This is a genomic window from Streptomyces sp. NPDC002537, assembly GCF_053594975.1.
Genome location: NZ_JBSFWT010000048.1, coordinates 19035 through 33667, shown reverse-complemented (window position 1 = coordinate 33667; position 14633 = coordinate 19035). Strand labels below are relative to the sequence as shown.

At 71.7% G+C, this 14633-nt stretch carries 15 protein-coding genes; 1 reads left to right on the top strand and 14 read right to left on the bottom strand.

The features are described 5' to 3' along the window. Positions 1 to 118: 118 nt before the first annotated feature. From ACWD4A_RS21645 to ACWD4A_RS21595, 11 genes are all read right to left on the bottom strand, one after another. Entirely contained in the window at positions 119 to 685 is a 567-nt protein-coding gene (locus tag ACWD4A_RS21645) for an adenine phosphoribosyltransferase (RefSeq protein WP_451196155.1), read from the bottom strand. Continuing rightward, positions 682 to 1782: a protein translocase subunit SecF gene (gene secF, locus ACWD4A_RS21640; protein ID WP_451196153.1), complete on the bottom strand. Its 1101-nt coding sequence runs from the start codon at positions 1780 to 1782 to the stop codon at positions 682 to 684. Before secF ends, ACWD4A_RS21645 begins: the two co-directional genes overlap by 4 nt. A 1-nt stretch (position 1783) precedes the next feature. Then, the gene (gene secD / locus ACWD4A_RS21635) at positions 1784 to 3586 is read right to left on the bottom strand and encodes a protein translocase subunit SecD (RefSeq protein ID WP_451196151.1); all 1803 of its coding nucleotides are present in this window, start codon (positions 3584 to 3586) and stop codon (positions 1784 to 1786) included. Between the two features lie 148 nt (positions 3587 to 3734). After that, positions 3735 to 4214, bottom strand: a complete 480-nt coding sequence (gene yajC, locus ACWD4A_RS21630; RefSeq protein WP_451196149.1) for a preprotein translocase subunit YajC — start codon at positions 4212 to 4214, stop codon at positions 3735 to 3737. A 163-nt stretch (positions 4215 to 4377) separates the two neighbouring features. Then, the gene (gene ruvB / locus ACWD4A_RS21625) at positions 4378 to 5460 is read right to left on the bottom strand and encodes a Holliday junction branch migration DNA helicase RuvB (RefSeq protein WP_451196146.1); all 1083 of its coding nucleotides are present in this window, start codon (positions 5458 to 5460) and stop codon (positions 4378 to 4380) included. 171 nt (positions 5461 to 5631) lie between these two features. Then, complete coding sequence (gene ruvA / locus ACWD4A_RS21620; protein WP_451196143.1) at positions 5632 to 6255, bottom strand: Holliday junction branch migration protein RuvA; 624 nt, start codon at positions 6253 to 6255, stop codon at positions 5632 to 5634. Next, entirely contained in the window at positions 6252 to 6815 is a 564-nt protein-coding gene (ruvC, locus tag ACWD4A_RS21615; RefSeq protein ID WP_451196141.1) for a crossover junction endodeoxyribonuclease RuvC, read from the bottom strand. The genes ruvA and ruvC overlap by 4 nt, the downstream gene beginning before the upstream one ends. A gap of 145 nt (positions 6816 to 6960) precedes the next feature. Next, positions 6961 to 7713, bottom strand: a complete 753-nt coding sequence (locus ACWD4A_RS21610; RefSeq protein WP_451196139.1) for a YebC/PmpR family DNA-binding transcriptional regulator — start codon at positions 7711 to 7713, stop codon at positions 6961 to 6963. 87 nt (positions 7714 to 7800) lie between these two features. Beyond that, complete coding sequence (pdxT, locus tag ACWD4A_RS21605; RefSeq protein ID WP_451196136.1) at positions 7801 to 8412, bottom strand: pyridoxal 5'-phosphate synthase glutaminase subunit PdxT; 612 nt, start codon at positions 8410 to 8412, stop codon at positions 7801 to 7803. A 76-nt stretch (positions 8413 to 8488) separates the two neighbouring features. Beyond that, positions 8489 to 9403, bottom strand: coding sequence for a pyridoxal 5'-phosphate synthase lyase subunit PdxS (gene pdxS / locus ACWD4A_RS21600; RefSeq protein ID WP_451196134.1), 915 nt, complete (start codon positions 9401 to 9403; stop codon positions 8489 to 8491). Between the two features lie 140 nt (positions 9404 to 9543). After that, positions 9544 to 10086: a hypothetical protein gene (locus tag ACWD4A_RS21595; RefSeq protein WP_451196133.1), complete on the bottom strand. Its 543-nt coding sequence runs from the start codon at positions 10084 to 10086 to the stop codon at positions 9544 to 9546. Positions 10087 to 10881: 795 nt separating this feature from the next. Here ACWD4A_RS21595 and ACWD4A_RS21590 point away from each other — a divergent pair. Further along, the gene (locus ACWD4A_RS21590; protein ID WP_451196131.1) at positions 10882 to 11556 is read left to right on the top strand and encodes a VC0807 family protein; all 675 of its coding nucleotides are present in this window, start codon (positions 10882 to 10884) and stop codon (positions 11554 to 11556) included. Between the two features lie 41 nt (positions 11557 to 11597). Here the strand turns inward: ACWD4A_RS21590 and ACWD4A_RS21585 are convergent, their stop codons facing one another. From ACWD4A_RS21585 to pgsA, 3 genes are read right to left on the bottom strand one after another with little or no spacing between them, the layout of a single operon-like run. Further along, positions 11598 to 12770, bottom strand: a complete 1173-nt coding sequence (locus ACWD4A_RS21585; protein WP_451196129.1) for a glycosyltransferase family 4 protein — start codon at positions 12768 to 12770, stop codon at positions 11598 to 11600. Beyond that, positions 12767 to 13699: a phosphatidylinositol mannoside acyltransferase gene (locus ACWD4A_RS21580; RefSeq protein WP_451196127.1), complete on the bottom strand. Its 933-nt coding sequence runs from the start codon at positions 13697 to 13699 to the stop codon at positions 12767 to 12769. The genes ACWD4A_RS21585 and ACWD4A_RS21580 overlap by 4 nt, the downstream gene beginning before the upstream one ends. After that, positions 13696 to 14367: a phosphatidylinositol phosphate synthase gene (pgsA, locus tag ACWD4A_RS21575; protein ID WP_451196125.1), complete on the bottom strand. Its 672-nt coding sequence runs from the start codon at positions 14365 to 14367 to the stop codon at positions 13696 to 13698. Before pgsA ends, ACWD4A_RS21580 begins: the two co-directional genes overlap by 4 nt. Positions 14368 to 14633 lie beyond the last annotated feature (266 nt).

Here is a 14633-nt window from a genome sequence, read left to right as displayed (position 1 = left end):
GGTATCGAGCCGGGCGGCCCGGCTGCCGTGCGCCCGGTGGTGCAATGCGGAACGCGGGGCGGGAACCGGATCTTCCCGGTTCCCGCCCCGCGTTTTCGTCACTGCCGTCCCGTACGGGTCAGAGGGTGATCAGTGCCTCCAGCGGTGCCCCGTCGAGGCCCTCCGCCAGCCGCTGCCGCCCGTCGAGGAAGCCGAGCTCCATCAGCACGGCGACACCCGCCACCTCGGCGCCGGCCCGGCGGATCAGCTGGAGCGCCGCCTCCGCCGTACCGCCGGTGGCCAGCACGTCGTCGATGACCAGGACCCGGTCGCCGGGGCCCACCGCGTCGGCGTGCATCTCGATCTCGGCGGTGCCGTACTCCAGCTCGTACGCCTGGGCGAGGGTCGCTCCGGGGAGCTTGCCCGCCTTGCGGACGGGGATGAAGCCGACCCCGGACCGGACGGCGGCCGGGGCGCCCAGGATGAACCCACGGGCCTCCAGGCCGACGATCTTGGTCGCGGCGAGGCGCTCGCAGATCCCGGCGAAGGTGTCGGTGAGCACCCCGAACGCCGTGGCGTCGGCGAGGAGCGGGGTGATGTCCTTGAACATCACGCCCGGCTTCGGATAGTCCGGCACATCGTGGATGTGCGCGAGCAGCAGGTCGCGCAGCTTCTCGTCGGCCGTGCCGACCCCTATGGCGCTCACCGGCGCTTCCCCGAGGGACGGCCGCGGCCACCGCGGTTGCGGGGCGACGCCTGGTGGACGATCCCGGCCGCGGCCGCGTCCTCCGGCAGCTCGTCGTGCGGGCCGTCCTCGCCCGACTCCGCCTTGGCGGTGGCGGACGCGCGCTTGGCGGCCACGCGCTTGGCCAGGGCCTTCATCTGGGGGTCACGCTCCTTGAAGTCGGCGACCAGCGGGGTCGCGATGAAGATCGAGGAGTAGGCACCGGCCGCGAGGCCGACGAAGAGGGCGAGCGAGATGTCGTTGAGCATGCCCGCGCCGAGGAAACCGCCACCGATGAACAGCAGGCCGGCGACCGGCAGCAGCGCCACCACCGTGGTGTTGATGGAACGCACCAGGGTGCCGTTGAGGCTGCGGTTGGCGATCTCGCTGTAGGTCCAGCGGGTCTGCTTGGTGATGTCCTTCGAGCTCTCCTTCAGACCGTCGAAGACGACGACGGTGTCGTAGAGGGAGTAACCGAGGATGGTGAGCAGACCGATCACGGTGCCCGGGGTGACCTCGAAGCCCACCAGGGCGTAGACGCCCACGGTGATGGTGAGGTCGTGGATCAGGGCGACGAGGGCGGCGAGCGCCATGCGCCACTCGAAGGCGATGGCCAGGTAGATCACCACGAGGAGCATGAAGACCGCGAGACCGGTCCATGCCTTGTTGGCGATCTGGTCACCCCAGCTGGGGCCGACGAGGTCGGTGTTGATCTTGTCCTGGGGGACGTCCAGCTTCTTGGCCAGCGCCTTCTGGGTCGGGATCGACTTCTCCGTGGAGAGGTCGCTGACCTGGACGCGCAGCGTGCCGTTGCCGAGTTTCTGGACGATGGCGGGGTGGCCCGCCGTCTCCTCGGCGGTCCGCTTGGCCTGCTCGACCGAGACCGAGGTCTTGGGCGTGGTGAAGACCGCGCCGCCGGAGAACTCGATGCCGAAGTTCAGACCGCGCACCGCCAGGCCGACGATGGCCGTGATGGTGATGAGGATCGAGATGCCGTACCAGATCTTCCGCTTGCCGACGAAGTCGTAACCGACCTCACCGCGGTAGAGCCGGGCACCGAGGTTGCCGAGCTTGGACATCTCACGCCTCCTTCGGGTCGACGGGAGCGGAGGGGCGACGGGAGGCCCGCAGCGGCGGCTTGGCACCGAGCCGCTTGGGGTCGAGCCCGGACCACGGGTGGCCGCTGGCGAAGAACTTGCGGCGGGCGAGGAGTGTCATCAGCGGCTTGGTGAAGAGGAAGACCACGACGACGTCGAGGAGCGTGGTCAGACCGAGGGTGAACGCGAAGCCCTGCACCTTGCCGACGGTGACGATGAAGAGCACCGCGGCGGCCAGGAAGGACACGAAGTCGGAGACCAGGATGGTGCGGCGGGCCCGCGGCCAGCCCCGCTCGACGGCCGGACGCAGCGTCCGGCCCTCCCTGATCTCGTCCCGGATGCGCTCGAAGTAGACGATGAACGAGTCGGCGGTGATGCCGATCGCGACGATGGCACCGCAGACCGCCGGCAGGTTCAGCGCGAAGCCGATGGCCTGACCCAGCAGCACCATGATCGTGTACGTGAGGATCGCGGAGCACACGAGGCTGGCGAGGGCGACGAGCGCGAGACCGCGGTAGTACGCCACCAGGTAGATGATGACCAGGGCGAGGCCGATGGCGCCGGCGATGAGGCCCGCGCGCAGCTGCTCACCGCCGAGCGCGGCGGTGACGGTCGTCTGGGTGTCGATGCCGAAGGACAGCGGCAGGGCACCGTAGGACAGCACGTTGGCCAGGTCCTGGGCGCTGCCCTGGGTGAAGCCGCCGGAGATCTCCGCCTGGCCGCCGTTGATCGAGGTGGACACGGACGGGTCGGAGACGACCTCGCCGTCCAGGACGATCGCGAACTGGTTCTGCGGGGACTGCTTGGTGGCCAGCTGGCCGGTGACGTCGGCGAACTTCTTGGAGCCGCCGGAGGTGAACTTCAGCTGGACGATCCAGCCGCGGCCCTGCTGGCTGTCGAAGACGGCGGAGGCGCTGCTCACGCCGGTGCCCTCGACGGACACGGGACCGAGGATCTCCTTGGCGGAGCCGTCCTTCTTGCAGGCGACGATCGAGTCGCCCGGGGCGGCGCGCGCGGCGGCCTCGCTCGCGTTGGAGCGGGCCTCCTTGGTGGAGCAGTCCAGCGCGTCGAGCCGCTTCTGGAGCGCGGCGGCGTCGGCCGCCGCGGGGGGCGGCGTGGGGTTGTCCTGCTTGGGCCTGTCGTCCTTCTTGGCGCCCTTGTCGCCCGCGGTGGCGCTCGGGGTCGAGGCCGCGTCGGCCTTCAGGTCGTCGGTGACGGCACGGCCCTGGGTGCTGGCGGACGGGGACGGGGAGCCGGACGGCTTGCCCTTCTCGTCCTTGCTCTTGTCGTCCTTGCCCTTGTCGCCGCTCTTGTCGCCCTTGTCCTTGGCGCCCGCGGAGGCATTGGGGCTGGGCTGCTGCTCGGGCGTCGGGGTGCCCGGAGCGACGCTCAGCACGGGCCGGAAGCCCAGCTTGGCGGTGGTGCCGACCTGCTGGCGGGCCTGCTCGGCGTTCGTCCCCTTGGGGATGTTCACGACGATGTGGTCACGGCCCTGCGTCTGAACCTCGGCCTCGGAGACACCGAGGCCGTTGACACGCCGCTCGATGATGCCGACGGCCGTGTTCATATTGGTTTCATTGATCGCGTTGGGCCGGCCGGGCTCGTTCTTGGCCTTCAGCGTGAAGCTGGTGCCACCCGCGAGGTCGATGCCCAGCCGTGGCGTGGTGCGCCCGGAGGCGAACATCCCCCCAATGAGCGCCACCATGGCGATCAGGATCAGGGCCAGGACACGGCCCGGCCTGCCCTGGCCGCCCGGGGACCTACGGCCCTTCTTCGGTGCTGCCACCTTGTCGTTTCTCCCTGTCCAACCGCCCGGCGTCGGGTGTTCGCCGGACGGCCACGAAGTCTTGTGGGGACCTGCCCCCGCCGGAGCCTAGACCGAAAGGGAACCGCGGCGCACTCATCGGTGAGTGCTCCGCGGTTCCCGAGTGGTGTTACTTCGCTTCGGTGTCGCCCGGCTTGCCGTCCCGCTTGGCTTCCCCGGTCTCCGCAGCACCCGCCTCGTCGGCCTTCTCCGCGGTGTCCTTGCCGAGGTCGATCTTCTTGTCGGCCTTCTCCTCGGCCGGGGCCTCCGCCTCGGTCAGCGAGGAGGCGTCGTCCGGGACGACAGGGGTCTCGGACTCGTCGGGCTCGATGCCGTGGACGATGCGGTTGTACTCCTCGTCCTCCAGGACCGCGCCGATGGCGTTCTTCGCGAAGATGCAGTGCACGCCCGGGGCGACCTCGAGGAGGACCGAGTCGTCGCTGACCTCCTTGACGGTGGCGTACATGCCGCCGATCGTCCGCACACCGGTGCCCGGCTGCATCTGGTCACGCATCTGCGCCGCCTGGCGCTGCTTGTTCTTGGCCGACCGGGTCATCAGGAACATGGCCCCGATAAGCACGATGAACGGCAGGAGAGTCATTGGATTCACGGGACGGGGTTTCCTTCACACGACCACGGGGGGCGCGGCCTGGTCTACGGGGGTGGTATGCCGCACCATACGGTCGGCATCGGCGGAGTCTAAGCGAGTCCGCGCCTAGGGAACAACGCTCAGCATGGCACCGGGGTTCCTGACCCGACCAGCCCACGCGCCGTCACGCGTCGAACAAGCCGGGTGCCCCGGTGCCGCCCGCCGCCTGCCGGGGCGGCTCCATGCCGAGGTGCGCCCAGGCCGCGGGGGTGGCGATCCGGCCCCTGGGCGTACGGGCCAGCAGGCCCTCCCGCACCAGGAAGGGCTCGGCGACCTCCTCGACCGTCTCGCGTTCCTCGCCGACGGCCACGGCCAGGGTGGAGAGCCCGACGGGGCCGCCGCCGAAGAGCTTGAGCAGCGCGGTCAGCACGGCGCGGTCCAGCCGGTCGAGGCCGCGGGCGTCGACCTCGTACACGTCGAGCGCCCGCGCGGCGACCTCGCGGGTGATGACGCCGTCCACCTTGACCTGGGCGTAGTCGCGGACGCGGCGGAGCAGGCGGTTGGCGATGCGGGGGGTGCCGCGGGAGCGGCCCGCGATCTCGGCGGCGCCGTCGGCGTCCGTCTCGACGTCGAGCAGGCGGGCGGAGCGGTGGATGACGCGCTGGAGCTCGGCGGGCGCATAGAACTCCATGTGGCCGGTGAAGCCGAAGCGGTCGCGCAGCGGGGGCGGCAGCAGCCCGGCCCGGGTGGTGGCGCCGACCAGGGTGAAGGGCGGCAGCTCCAGAGGGATGGCGGTGGCGCCGGGGCCCTTGCCGACGATGACGTCGACCCGGAAGTCCTCCATCGCCATGTAGAGCATCTCCTCGGCGGGGCGGGACATGCGGTGGATCTCGTCGAGGAAGAGGACCTCGCCCTCGGTGAGGGAGGAGAGGATCGCGGCCAGGTCCCCGGCGTGCTGGATGGCGGGGCCGGAGGTGATGCGGATGGGCGCGCCCATCTCGGCGGCGATGATCATCGAGAGGGTGGTCTTGCCGAGGCCGGGGGCGCCGGAGAGCAGGACGTGGTCGGCGGTGGCACCTCGGGCGCGCGCGGCCTTCAGCACGAGGTCGAGCTGCTCGCGCACCCGCTCCTGCCCGACGAACTCACCGAGGTCCTTGGGCCGCAGGGCGGCCTCGACAGCCTGCTCCTCGCGGTCGGCGGCGGTCCCGACGAGGCGGTCGCCGTCGGCGGGCGGTGTCGGGAGTGCGGAGTCGTCGTCCCAGTTCACGGGTGAGGCCTTACGGTTCGTGGCGGTCAGGGGCAGGTGCGTCGGGGCGGGTGCGGTCCGCTGAAGGACCCGGAGTCCCGGTGGGGGAACCGGGGGCCCGCCCTCTCACCGGGTGCGGTCGTCCGCCCGCACAGCCGGGCCAGGGGCGGGGCCGGCGAGAGGCACCCACGGTCAGCGGGCCCGGTTCAGCGTCTGGAGCGCGGCCCGGAGCAGCTGGCCCACCTGCGGCTGGGCACCTGCGGCCACCGTCGCCTCGGCCTGCGGCGCCACGGCCGTCACCGCGTCCTCCGCCTCGCGCGGCGCGTACCCCAGTCCGACCAGGGCCGCGTGCAGCTGATCGCGCCATCCGGCGGCAGCGGCGACGGGCGCGGCCGTCCTCCCGCCGGAGCCGACCGGTTCGCCGAGCCGGTCCTTGAGCTCCAGGAGCAGCTTCTGCGCGCCCTTCTTGCCGATGCCCGGCACGGCGGTGAGCGCCTTCTCGTCACCGGTCGAGACGGCGCGCCGCAGTGTGTCCGGGCTGTGCACGGCGAGCATCGCCTGTGCGAGGCGGGGCCCGACGCCGCTGGCGGTCTGGAGCAGCTCGAAGGTCTGCCGCTCGTCGTCGTCGGCGAAGCCGTAGAGGGTGAGGGAGTCCTCGCGCACCACGAGGGAGGTGGCGAGCTTGGCGTGCTCACCGAGGCGCAGCCCGGACAGGGTGCCGGGGGTGCACTGGACGGCCATGCCGATACCGCCGATCTCGACGACGGCGATGTCGGGGGCGAGGGCCGCCACGGGGCCGGAGACAAAGGCGATCATGCGCTGCCCTTCGGGGTTCGTACGGCCGCGTCCAGCGGGCGCGTGGTGCGGCGGTGGGCGGCGACGGCCTCCTGGAGGCGGTTGGTCGCGGGGGCCCGCCAGATGTGACAGATGGCCAGGGCGAGGGCGTCGGCGGCATCCGCCGGTTTGGGCGGCGCGTCGAGCCTGAGCAGCCGGGTGACCATGGCGCCGACCTGTGCCTTGTCGGCGCGGCCGGAGCCGGTGACGGCGGCCTTGACCTCGCTGGGGGTGTGCAGGGCGACGGGGAGGCCGCGGCGGGCGGCGCAGAGCATGGCGACCGCGCTGGCCTGGGCGGTGCCCATGACCGTCCGCACGTTGTGCTGGCTGAAGACGCGCTCCACCGCCACGTACTCCGGACGGTACTCGTCGAGCCACTGCTCCATGCCGCGCTCGATGAGGACGAGGCGGTCGGCGACGTCGGCGTCCGCCGGCGTGCGGACGACGCCCACGCCGAGCATGCGCAGCGGCCGGCCCGCGATGCCGTCCACCACGCCGATGCCGCACCGCGTCAGGCCCGGATCCACCCCCAGCACCCGCATGGCGTGCCCTCCCCTTCGCCGTTCGGCCCTGTGTTCCTGCTGCTGTCGCAGGCTATCGGCTGCCACTGACAACGGCGGATCACGCCGACGGGCCGACGGGTGGTGTCCCGTCGGCCCGTCGGTGAGCCCGTGTGCGCGCCTGTCGTCAGGCGTCGACCTTGGCCATGACCTCGTCGGAGACGTCGAAGTTGGCGAAGACGTTCTGCACGTCGTCGCTGTCCTCCAGCGCGTCGATCAGCTTGAAGATCTTGCGCGCGCCCTCTTCGTCGAGCTCCACCTGCATGGTGGGCACGAAGTTGGCCTCGGCGGAGTCGTAGTCGATGCCCTGCTCCTGGAGCGCGGTGCGGACGGCGACCATGTCCGTGGCCTCGCTGAGGACCTCGAAGGACTCGCCGAGGTCGTTGACCTCCTCGGCGCCCGCGTCCAGGACGGCACCCAGGACGTCGTCCTCGCTGAGCTCGCCCTTGGGGACGATCACGACGCCCTTGCGGTTGAAGAGGTACGAGACCGAGCCCGGGTCGGCCATGGAGCCGCCGTTGCGGGTCATGGCGACGCGGACGTCGGAGGCGGCGCGGTTGCGGTTGTCGGTGAGGCACTCGATGAGCACCGCGACACCGTTCGGGCCGTAGCCCTCGTACATGATCGTCTCGTAGTCGGCGCCGCCGGCCTCGAGACCGCCACCGCGCTTGACCGCGGAGTCGATGTTCTTGTTGGGGACCGAGCTCTTCTTCGCCTTCTGGATGGCGTCGTAGAGCGTCGGGTTGCCCTCGATGTCGACGCCGCCCATGCGGGCCGCGACCTCGATGTTCTTGATCAGCTTCGCGAAGAGCTTGCCGCGCTTGGCATCGATCACGGCCTTCTTGTGCTTAGTCGTAGCCCATTTAGAGTGGCCGGACATCCGCCTGTCTCCTTCGCGTAACCAAATTCCGAACGAACGACTGTGATCCTACCGGGATCGCGCAACCACTCTCCCAACCAGCACCCCTCACACGGAGGCGGGGACCTTCTGCCGGGTCATTTCGACGAACAGGGCGTGCACGCGGTGATCGCCGGTGAGCTCGGGGTGGAAGGACGTGGCCAGCACATTGCCCTGCCGCACGGCCACGGTGTGACCGTCGTAGGTCGCGAGCACCTCGGCCGCCGCGCCGACGGACTCGACCCAGGGGGCGCGGATGAAGACGCCCTCGACCGGGCCGCCCTCGATGCCGGACACCTCGACGGACGCCTCGAAGGACTCGTTCTGGCGGCCGAAGGCGTTGCGGCGCACGATCATGTCGATGCCGCCGAGGGTCTCCTGGTCAGCACGGCCGTCGAGGAGCTTGTCCGCGACCATGATCATGCCGGCGCAGGTGCCGTAGACCGGCAGCCCGGCCCGGATGCGCTCCCGCAGGGGCTCCAGCATGCCGAAGGCGACGGCGAGCTTGGACATGGTGGTGGACTCGCCGCCGGGGATCACCAGGCCGTCGAGGCCGTCGAGCTCCTCGGGGCGGCGGACCGGGCGGCCGACGGCGTCCGCCGCGGCGAGGGCGATCAGATGTTCACGGACGTCGCCCTGGAGGGCGAGTACGCCGATGACGGGGCTGTCGGCGGTGGACACGGTGGGTACCTCTCAACAACGGGACGGCCGGTGGGCGGCCCGCAGCTGCGGGCCGCCCACCGGTGAGACAACGGGACTACCAGCCGCGGTTGGCGTAGCGCTCCGACTCGGGGAGGGTGTCGCAGTTGATGCCGACCATGGCCTCGCCCAGGTTGCGGGAGACGTCCGCGATGACGCTCGGGTCGTCGTAGAAGGTGGTGGCCTTCACGATGGCGGCGGCGCGCTTGGCCGGGTCACCGGACTTGAAGATGCCGGAGCCGACGAAGACGCCCTCGGCGCCGAGCTGGCGCATCAGCGCGGCGTCGGCGGGGGTGGCCACGCCACCGGCGGAGAACAGCACGACCGGCAGCTTGCCGAGCTCGGCGACCTCCTTGACCAGCTCGTACGGGGCGCGCAGCTCCTTGGCGGCGGCGTACAGCTCGTTGTTGTCGTAGCCGCGCAGACGGGCGATCTCGCCCTTGATCTGACGCAGGTGACGGACGGCCTCGACGACGTTGCCGGTGCCCGCCTCGCCCTTCGAACGGATCATGGCCGCACCCTCGGCGATCCGGCGGAGCGCCTCGCCCAGGTTGGTGGCACCGCAGACGAACGGGGTGGTGAAGGCCCACTTGTCGCTGTGGTTGACCTCGTCGGCGGGGGTGAGGACCTCGGACTCGTCGATGTAGTCGACGCCGAGGGACTGGAGCACCTGGGCCTCGACGAAGTGGCCGATGCGGGACTTGGCCATCACCGGGATGGAGACCGCGTTGATGATGCCGTCGATCATGTCCGGGTCGGACATCCGGGCCACGCCGCCGTCCTTGCGGATGTCAGCGGGCACCCGCTCCAGGGCCATGACCGCGACCGCGCCCGCGTCCTCGGCGATCTTGGCTTCCTCCGGCGTGACGACGTCCATGATCACGCCACCCTTGAGCTGCTCGGCCATGCCGCGCTTGACGCGCGCGGTGCCGGTCTCGGGAGTGGCGGACGTGCTGGGAGCCGTGCTGGACACGTTGTGACCTCACTAATCAAGGGCGGCGTTGCTGCACCCTCATACAAACGGCCCCCCGGTCAAGGAAAAAGAGCCAATTCGAGGCCAGTGGCTTGTCAGGCACGGGTGACCGGCCGACGGCCCATGCCGGGCCCTTCCGCTCAGGTCCCCGCGCGGTCGCCCAGCGCCGCCGGCGGCTCGTCGTCCATCTCGAATGCCAACGGGAACGGCGCGTGGCCCGCCAGCCGGAACCAACGCACCTTCCGGTGCGTACGGACCGCGCGCGCCGCGCGGACCGTGTCGTTGTGGAAGCGCCGGGCCATCGGCACCCTGCGGACGGCGGCCGTCAGCTCCCCCAGCGACTCCTCGCCGCCCGGCGCCACCCGCACCGCCTCGACCTGCGGCTCCTCCGCGAACACGGCGCGCAGCGCCTGGCTCAGCTCGCTCTCGGCCACCTCGCGCTGTTCCTCCTCCGCCTGCCGGGCGGCGTGCGCGGCCTGGTAGAGCACGATCGAGGCGGCCGGGTCGAGGACTCCGGCGGTGGCGAGCTCCTGGGCGACCGAGGCGCGCCGCAGCAACTGCGCGTCCAGTGCGGCCCGCGCGGCGTCGATACGGCTGTGCAGCCGGTCCAGTCGGCCGGCCGTCCAGCTCAGATAGATGCCGATGACGACGAGCGCGGCGACGATCCAGATCACAGTGGTCACGCCGGGCCACGTTACCGCTCACCGCGGGGCCGTCTCCGCGCCCGGGCCTCACCCTGCCCGATCCGGCCGGATCCATACCCGGCCCCGGTGCGGCTCCGGCCGAGCCCCGGTCCGGCACCGGTCACGCACCGGTCCGACTCCGATCCGGCTCTGGTCAGGCTCCGATCCGGCCCCGATCACGGCTCTGGTCCGACTCTGGTTAGACCCCGATCCGGCTCCGGCCGGGCTCCGATCCGACTCCAGTCCGACTCCGATCCGGCTCCGATCCGGCTCCGCGCCCGGCCCTCACCCGACCGATCCGGCCGGACCCACACCCGGCCCCGGTCGGGCACCGATCCGGCTCTGGTCAGACCCCGATCCGGCTCCGGTCAGGCACCGGTCCAGCTCCGCGCCCGGCCCTCACCCGACCGATCCGGCCGGACCCACACCCGGCCCCGGCCCGGCCCCGGCCCGACTCCGGCCGAGCCCCGGTCCGGCCCCGGGTCTCCACCGCGGCCCTCCGGCCGCGGGTCCGTTGCCGGCTGCGGCGGGAGCGCCTTGAGGACGCCTCAAGGAGGCCGTGCGGAGCGCGGTCGGGGGTCCGATGGTCTCCCTCGCCACGCAGTGGAGCCGCACACCGGATACCGCGGAAAGTGGCGGGCCGGGGAAAAGGCCCGCCGTCCACCCACGGGTGGAGTCCCCGCCGGGCAGATGTCCACCCGGCTCTCGACCCCGGCTCCGATCCGCCTCCACCCGGCCCGCGCCTAGCGTTCTCGGAAGACGCCGCAGAAGACGCCGCACCGGACGGAGGCCCTCATGGACCGGCGCACCAGGCGAGCTCTCCTCGCCCCTCTGGCCATCGACATCCTGCTGCCGCTCGCGCTGTTCTACATACTGCGCGCGCAGGGCATCACCCAATGGCAGGCCCTCCTGTTCAGCAGCGCGATCCCCGCCGCCCACGCCCTCGGCACGGCCGTCCTCCGCCGTCGCGTCGAGTTCTTCGACCTGTTCATCGTCGGGCTGCTCGCCGTCTCCGCGGGGACGTCACTGATCAGCGGAAATCCCCGGGTGCTGCTGCTGAAGGACGCGGCGCTCCCGGCGCTGCTGGGGCTGTGGATCATAGGCACGCTGTTCCTGTCGCGGCCGTTCACGTTCCACTTCGGTGCGAAGCTGCGCACCGGAGCCGCGGTGGAAGAGGCCGAACGCGCCTGGCGGGAGATGCCGGAGTACCGCGGCGCGCTGCGCGGGCTCACCGTCCTCTGGGGCTGCGGCCAGTTGCTGGACGCGGCGCTGAGCACGGTCGAGGCGCTGACGCTGCCGGTCGATGTGGTGCCACTGGTCGGGCGGATCCAGTCCATCACCCTGATAGCCCTGGTCGTCGTGGTCACGGTGCGGCGCAGCAGGGGGTTCCGGGCACGGTACGGACAGTCCCTGTTCGGTACGGGTCCCGGCGCGCGGGAGCGGCTGGAGGAGGCGCCCAGCCGCACCTGAGCGGCCCGCCGGCGGGGGAAGCGACCCGCCGACGGCAGCCCTCAGTCCCTCGCCAGCCCGAAGCGGGAGAAGAGGCCGGTGCGCTCATCGGCGGCCACCGAGACCGCACCGGCCGTCACCGTCTCGTAGACGGCCAGGATGTCCGCACCGACCCTCGACCAGTCGAAGCGCCGTACGTGCTTGCTGCCCCGCTCGCTGAGCCCGGCCCGGCGCTCGGGGTCGCCCAGCAGCCGTACGGCGGCGGCGGCCAGCGCGTCCGCGTCCTCGTTGGCGAACAGCTCGCCCGCCGAGCCCTGGTCGAGGACCTGGGCGAAGGCGTCCAGGTCGCTGGCGAGGACGGGCACGCCCGCCGACATCGCCTCCACGAGGATGATGCCGAAGGACTCCCCGCCGGTGTTGGGCGCCACATAGACATCGACGCTGCGCAGCAGCCGTGCCTTGTCCTCGTCGCTGACCATGCCGAGGAACTCGACGCTCTCCCGCATCTCACGGGGCAGGCCGGCCACGGCCTCTTCCTGGTCGCCGCGCCCGGCGACCAGCAACCGGGTGCCGGGGCACTCCGTGAGGATGCCCGGCAGGGCCCGCATCAGGACGGGCAGGCCCTTGCGCGGCTCGTCGATGCGGCCCATGAAGCCGATGGTCGGGGCGCCGGGGCGGCCCCGCCACTCCTCCTTGGGCTCGGCGCGGGCGAAGAAGTCCACGTCGACGCCGTTGGGGATGACGACGGCATCGCCGCCCAGGTGCTCGACCAGGGTCCTGCGGGCGTATTCGCTGACCGCGATCCGCGCGCTGATCTTCTCCAGCGCCGGCTGCAGGATCGGATAGGCCGCGATCATCGCGCGGGAGCGCGGATTGGAGGTGTGGAAGGTCGCCACGATCGGGCCCTGCGCGGCCCAGCAGGTGAGGAGTCCCAGCGAAGGGGAGGTGGGTTCGTGGATGTGGATGACGTCGAAGTCGCCGTCGTGCAGCCAGCGCCGCACCCGGGCGGCCGACAGGAAGCCGAAGTTCAGCCGTGCCACCGAGCCGTTGTACGGGACGGGCACGGCCCGGCCCGCGGAGACGACGAAGGGCGGCAGCGGCGTCTCGTCGTCCGCCGGGGCCAGCACCGACACCTCGTGGCCCAGCCGGATGAGGTGCTCGGCCAGGTCACGGATATGGAACTGGACGCCGCCGGGGACGTCCCACGAATAAGGACAGACGATCCCGATCCTCAAGGCTTCTCCGTTCCGGAGCTCTTGTCGGTGGGCTCATCATCGCGCCGGGCGAGGTCTGCGAGCCACAGTCGCTGGAGCATGTGCCAGTCCTGCGGGTGGTCGGCGATGCCCGAGGCGAAGGCATCGGCGAGCTGCTGGGTCAGCGCGGCGGCCTTCTCCGCGCGGGTGCCGGTCTCGGGTACCTCCAGCGGTGCGTGGATCTTCCCCTTCATCACCGGCGAGCGGTCGTACCAGAGGGTCACCGGCAGCAGCACGGCGCCGGTCTGCACCGCGAGCATCGCGGGCCCCGCGGGCATCTTCGCCGCCTCGCCGAAGAACTTGACCTCTATCCCGGAGGAGGACAGATCGCGGTCGGCCACCAGACAGACCACGCCCCCGGCGCGCAGCCGCCGCGCGAGCGTCCCGAAGGCGCTGCCGCCCGCGTGCGGGAGGACCTCCATACCGAGGCCCTCGCGGTAGGCGACGAAGCGGTCGTAGAGCGTCTCCGGCTTGAGCCGCTCGGCGACCGTGGTGAAGGGCACCCCGAGCCGGGTGGTGAGCCAGGCGCCCGCGAGGTCGTAGTTGCCCATGTGGGGCAGGGCCAGCACCACGCCGCGGCCGCTCGCCAGCGCCGCCTCCAGGTGGGGCAGCCCCTCGGGGACGAAGCCCTCGCGGACGCGCTCGGCACTCCACGTCGGCAGCCGGAAGGACTCCATCCAGTAGCGCATGTACGAGCGCATGCCCGACCGCGAGAGCCGGGCGAGCCGGTCCGGCCCCGCGTCGGGCAGGACGCGGGCGAGGTTGGACTCCAGGCGCAGCACGCCCTTGCCGCGCCGCCGCCAGGCGAGGTCGGCGATCTGCTGTCCGAGCCCGGTGGCCACGGGCTCGGGGAGCTTCTTCACCGTGCCCCAGCCGAGTCCGTACAGGGCGTCGGTCAGCTTCTCGTTCACGCGGGCCCGTCCCCCCGGTCCGCCGTTCCGGCCGCCATCGCGTCCGCCTCGGCGGCCTCCCGGCGCACGGTCACCACGCGCTGGACCATGGTGATCAGGCTGCCGACGGCCACGATCCACAGCGCCACCGGCAGCAGGTACTGGATGCCCGGCACACCGAACTTGTGCAGCCCGGCGAAGCCACAGGCCACCAGGGAGATCACCAGCCGCTCGGCGCGCTCGACCAGGCCGTTGACGTTGACCGGCAGCCCGATGCTCTCGCCGCGCGCCTTGGTGTACGACACGACCTGGCCGCTGGCGAGGCAGAAGATCGTGACCGCGCACAGGGTGAGGCTGTCGCCCCGCCCGGCGTACCAGAGCGCGAGGCCGCCGAAGATCGCCGCGTCGGCCACCCGGTCCAGCGTCGAGTCGAGGAACGCGCCCCACCGGCTGGAGCGCCCCAGCTGGCGGGCCATGTTGCCGTCGACCAGGTCGGAGAAGACGAACAGCGTGATGACGACCGTGCCCCAGAAGAACTCGCCCCGGGGGTAGAAGGCCAGCGCACCCGCGATGACACCGCCGGTGCCGACGAGGGTGACCGCGTCGGGGCTGACGCCCAGGCGGATGAGCAGGGCGGCGAACGGCGTGAGAACACGCGTGAAGAACGCACGCGCGTACTTGTTCAGCATGGCCTTCCCGGAGGGTCGTGACGGGCCGCGTGGTCAGGAGGCCACCGGCTGGCCCATCGTAGCCAGGCGGCCAGGGGCCGCCGCGCACGCATCGCTCCGTCCGGCCCCCGTCCCCCTTGTCGCACCCCCGCCACCGCGCGGCCACGACCCGTTCCGGGAGCGTTCCCGGGCCGTCCCCGCCCCCGCCCGCCGCCTTCCGGGAATCGCCCCCCGGTATACGCCTCTGTGTGCGATGTATGGACGCAGCGTTACCACAGTGGAAAGCT

What these genes read in the sequence shown, in the direction of transcription:
- secF (WP_451196153.1), bottom strand. Translation starts at nt 1,782, where the DNA reads ATGTCCAAGCTCGGCAACCTCGGTGCCCGGCTCTACCGCGGTGAGGTC.
- ruvA (WP_451196143.1), bottom strand. Translation starts at nt 6,255, where the DNA reads ATGATCGCCTTTGTCTCCGGCCCCGTGGCGGCCCTCGCCCCCGACATC.
- ruvC (WP_451196141.1), bottom strand. Translation starts at nt 6,815, where the DNA reads ATGCGGGTGCTGGGGGTGGATCCGGGCCTGACGCGGTGCGGCATCGGC.
- ACWD4A_RS21610 (WP_451196139.1), bottom strand. Translation starts at nt 7,713, where the DNA reads ATGTCCGGCCACTCTAAATGGGCTACGACTAAGCACAAGAAGGCCGTG.
- ACWD4A_RS21590 (WP_451196131.1), top strand. Translation starts at nt 10,882, where the DNA reads ATGGACCGGCGCACCAGGCGAGCTCTCCTCGCCCCTCTGGCCATCGAC.
- pgsA (WP_451196125.1), bottom strand. Translation starts at nt 14,367, where the DNA reads ATGCTGAACAAGTACGCGCGTGCGTTCTTCACGCGTGTTCTCACGCCG.